Raw genomic sequence first — 4,487 nt, forward strand, 5'->3', positions numbered from 1 at the left:
ATTGTATTATAAAATATTACGCATTTTGATTATTAATAAGCGATGCTATACCCTTTTCAAGGGAAATAGTAGGATTCCATTTTAGTACTTTTTTTATTTTTTCGTTACAAGCATACAAGAAAGGCACATCAATTTTCCTTAATTTCTCTGGGCTACTAATAACCTCTATTTTATGTTTTAAAGCTTTTTCAAAAATGTTTATCAGTTGATAGCCACTGGTAGGAATCCCAGTCCCAACATTTATTGTGATATTATAAGTAGTTTCATTTATGATGCTTTTTTTTATTATTTCTACTACATCCTTGACATAAATATAATCTCTAGCAGTTTCTAAGTTACCTAAGCTTTTTTGTGGAGAAATTATCTACTACTGCTAAATTAATCAGCTCATTCTTGAGTTCCTTTATAAGGTTAGTACCCACAAACCCTGCTCCACCTGTAATAAGAATTTTCATTTATTTATCATTTACAATGATATGCTTACGACAAGTAAGTTTATTAACTCTATTTTCCTCCAACCAGAATGGCTTAAAAGATTTTAAATATACTTTTTTACTATGAAATGATGCATATGCCATATCATATGCATATTTCATAGCATTTGTAATATTATTCCAAAGTAAATGCTTTTGTACATAGCTGCGATTTTCTTTTCCTATTTGAGCAGCTTTATGTGGCTCCTTTAAAAGCATGCTGATTTTCTTGATAATATCTCTTTTAGAGCCATCAGTAATGATTAAAGAAGGGATATCCTCATAACCTGCAGCACCTCGTGAAGTAGCTATAATTGGCAAGCCAAAAGAAGCATAGGTTAATATCTTTACTTTCATGCCTGATCCAGAAAAAACATTGCACATACCTATATCTGATAAAGCTAATTCCTTAGCGAGTAATGCATGATTCAAAGGTCCAGTACAAGTAAATCCTTGTAGGTAATCATACCTAGTAAGAATTTCGTTTGGCATCATTCCTATAGCTTTGATATTAATTTCAGGAAATAGTTTTTTTAAGTCGGTTAGAATATTGTTTAAGAAATAAACTAAGCTATCAGCATTAGGTTTATAAAAAAAATTTCCTAAAAAGACTATTGTTTTATTTTTTTTATTGGTTTTATTAGGTACTTTATGTTTAAAGGGTTTTTCAATACCATTAGGGGCTAAAATAATTTTTTCGGGTTCTATTAGGAACTTTTGCATTATTAGTTCTTTATCATTTTGTGTCATACACACGACTGCATCAGCAATTTTACACGATAAAGCCTGCATAAATATTAATTCATTTACCCGTTCATTATTACCTAAAGAGAGTTGTAAATCATATTCTATATCATGGTTCTCTAAAACACATGGTTTATTAGACAGCCTTCTTAAATTTATTCCTAATGAGAAAAAAGTTTGGGATATTTCAAATTGAAGAATATCCAAACCTTCTACAAGTACAAGTTGTGCAAGTAGTTTTATATTATAGAAATCTTCTTCATGAAGAATATGCATTTTAATTGGTATGTCTTTTAAAATTTCCGCCTCAGAAGGCTGATTAAAATTCCTGTTACATATTATCCATATTATCTCTTGACCCTTGTTTATTAATGATAAGGATAAATGATATAATCTATAAGTCACACCAGTTAAAGGAGGCAAAGTTAATACAGTATCAATAATAATTCCTATCCTATAGTTTTCTTTTGTTGGAGAATTATATGAACGCTCAGAAATAGTGTTATCTGTTTCATTGAATTCTAAAACTTTGTTAGAGAAAAAATGCTTAGTATACATAATTTGTAGCAATTAAAATTTGATTTGACAGGTACACTATAAAACTACCATCTTATATGTTAAAATTTTATAATGCCTATATTTTTTATGACATAAAATAATTGGGATTGCTATTATTCCATAGATTTACTTATACTGCCAATTTGCACAAGATTAGTATCATTATTCCTATTATAGCTTTACAATGACAGATTAACCGTAATGTCGTTATGTAAGCAATTAACAGGTAAACTGTTTGGTGACAAAGGGTACATAGGAAAAGAATTATTTGATAAACTTATAAATAAAGGTATACAATTGATTACCAAAATTAAAAAAAATATAAAAAATGCTTTTATGTATTTATGGAATAAATTGATACATAGAAAATGTTCTATTATTGAAACAGTTATTGATCAATTAAAAAACATTAGAACATGCTAGGCATAGAAGCATACCTAATTGTTTAGTCAATTTAATAGCAGGAAGAATAGCATATGCATGCTGCAGAACAGAAAAGTAAAGCTTCTATATTTTTTTGCATAAATCCGATAATCTTTAGCTGAGTTAATCTCCTCCGGTAAAGAAATGTGGCACTTACATCCTAGTCATAGGCGGATTTATGATTAAATAATCGGGATTGCTAAATCTATCATAGTTTATTGTAAACCCACAAAAACATCGGCAAAATTGCTTTAAAAGCTAATAAAAATAAGGCATAAACTTTTGTAAAATTCATCAACTGTATATATAATAGAGTTATATTAATTTTTTTATATTCATATTTTTCCTTTGTTTTGTTGGTTCCTAATAATGACCTTCAAATGTAAAACACAAAGGAGCTTTTGTAAACTGTTTGTTGTTTCCTAATTCAGAAATTCAGAACTCACGTTATATAAACATATGGACAAAATACATTTCATTGCAAGAGCGTATATAAGAGATGAAGATTATATTTTAATTGCTGACACTGGAACTCACCTATTTCTACCTGGGGGGCATGTAAAGTATAAAGAGAGTATGCATTCGGCCCTTTTAAGAGAATTAAGGGAGGAAATGATGGTAACTGATTTAAAAATTGGCAATTTTATAGGAGTAGTAGAAAATATTTGGGGCAATAGCGGTAATCCGTTCCATGAATTTTGTGCTGTATTTCAAGTTGCTTCTAACAATTTTTTGAAAAGCAGAGAAATAAAATCCAAAGAGGCTCATTTAAAGTTTTATTGGACTAAGTTTAATCAACTTGAAAAGTTAGGCTTTTTGCCTAAAGGAATATATAGCTTATTAAAACAATATGAAAAAATATCTCAACCTAGCTTTCTAAGTTTAATATGAGTTCTAGGTTAGTTATGTTAATAAAACTGCTTTATTGGTATTTATATGCTAAAACGACTAAAATATAAAAAATGAGTATCCAAGCGCTGGTTTAATACTTTTTTGTTATAAACAGGCAAAATATATTGCATTTAAATTTAATAAAAATCATAAACAGTAATCATATAAGTATATAAACTTATTGACAACTTTAAATGGTGGGGCGAGTACATAAATAAATGGAAAACTTTAATAGGAGCATTAGTTGGATAGATGTACCACACTTAAACACTATAGAGGCACATTTTCATTCAAGCATAAACCAGCAATTGTGCAATATATTAAAAAAATATGAAGAACTTCATATTGAAAATCAAAAAAACCTTCAGTCTAAGATACAACTTTTAAACGAGATAATAAATAAGCTGCAGGAGTTGTATATCAGTAGGAGTGTAGATGCTTCTCTATATAAATATCTATACGAAATATCAATAAAAAGAAAAAACTATATTTTAGCATTATGTGATCCTATATATAATATTAATAAGCCTATTGAAGAACAATTTACAGAATATTTTACTAGTATAGAGGGCAATATTTCTAAAGGCTATAACCCTTTGTTTTTAAATAACGATACATTCTTTGATTTTAAAAAAAAAGCTCCATGGGGACGGTACTGGATAGAAGCAATTGATCCTTGCCATCGCGATCTCACCATTTGGTATAATAAGTGGTTAGGTATAAGAATACATCAATCATTACCTCCATTCTTTTTCTGGTTAGAAACTCAACCTTTAACTCATAATGAGGCCGTTGCAATAGACAATTAAATTTAATCATAAATAATCCACTTTCCCCTCATTGAAAAAATGGTTAAGTTAACATGAGTTTTCGGTGTTTATTTTTTTAGAATTATTACTAATGTATAGTTATGGCAATCCAAACAAGTGGTCAATTAAGTTTAGCAGATATTTCAGCAAGTAAACGTAAATGTAAACATACCTTTTTTGATCAAATCACTAAAATAATTGATTGGTCAACAATTGAAAAAGAACTTCGCATTTATTATGCTAAAGGCCTACGCTTATCTGGCAAACCTGCCTATAGTCCCCTACTTTTATTTAAAATGCTTTTACTTCAGACATGGTATGGACTGAGTGACTATCAAGTAGAAGAAGAAGTNTTTGGGATCCATACGTGAATACTTCGATTGGCTTGTACTGCTTAACCATAAGCTTATAGCTGTTGGTAATACAAAAGAGGTATTTACAGCTAAATTATTAGAAAAAACGTATGGGAGTACGTTTCACTGCTTTGGGGAATATGCAAATGGATGTCCGCTATAATGGTTTATAAGACGTATCCGTTTACCTGCGTGGCAGAAATGTTGTATCCGTTCACTTGCGTGGCAGAAATGTT

5 protein-coding genes and 2 pseudogenes are annotated in these 4,487 nt (G+C 29.5%); 4 read left to right on the forward strand and 3 right to left on the reverse strand.

Features of this window, described 5'->3' with window-relative positions; translation table 11 throughout:
- Window positions 1–16: 16 nt before the first annotated feature.
- From EDM02_RS06155 to EDM02_RS03135, 3 genes are read right to left on the reverse strand one after another with little or no spacing between them, the layout of a single operon-like run.
- On the reverse strand, window positions 17–364 hold the full coding sequence (locus EDM02_RS06155) for a GDP-mannose 4,6-dehydratase (RefSeq protein WP_123663046.1): 348 nt from the start codon (window positions 362–364) through the stop codon (window positions 17–19).
- Window positions 336–455, reverse strand: a complete 120-nt coding sequence (locus EDM02_RS03130) for an NAD-dependent epimerase/dehydratase family protein (protein ID WP_123663026.1) — start codon at window positions 453–455, stop codon at window positions 336–338. The genes EDM02_RS06155 and EDM02_RS03130 overlap by 29 nt, the downstream gene beginning before the upstream one ends.
- Window positions 456–1,775, reverse strand: a complete 1,320-nt coding sequence (locus tag EDM02_RS03135) for a glycosyltransferase family 4 protein (RefSeq protein ID WP_123663028.1) — start codon at window positions 1,773–1,775, stop codon at window positions 456–458.
- A 183-nt stretch (window positions 1,776–1,958) separates the two neighbouring features.
- Here EDM02_RS03135 and EDM02_RS03140 point away from each other — a divergent pair.
- From EDM02_RS03140 to EDM02_RS03155, 4 genes and pseudogenes are all read left to right on the forward strand, one after another.
- Window positions 1,959–2,277: pseudogene (locus EDM02_RS03140) on the forward strand (transposase); the annotation flags it as partial.
- 380 nt (window positions 2,278–2,657) lie between these two features.
- The gene (locus tag EDM02_RS03145; protein WP_123663029.1) at window positions 2,658–3,089 is read left to right on the forward strand and encodes an NUDIX domain-containing protein; all 432 of its coding nucleotides are present in this window, start codon (window positions 2,658–2,660) and stop codon (window positions 3,087–3,089) included.
- Between the two features lie 218 nt (window positions 3,090–3,307).
- Window positions 3,308–3,898, forward strand: coding sequence for a hypothetical protein (locus EDM02_RS03150; RefSeq protein WP_123663031.1), 591 nt, complete (start codon window positions 3,308–3,310; stop codon window positions 3,896–3,898).
- Window positions 3,899–3,999: 101 nt separating this feature from the next.
- Window positions 4,000–4,248 (forward strand): annotated as a pseudogene (locus EDM02_RS03155) (transposase); the annotation flags it as partial.
- Between the last annotated feature and the right edge of the window lie 239 nt (window positions 4,249–4,487).

The sequence above is a fragment of the Candidatus Cardinium hertigii genome, assembly GCF_003788695.1.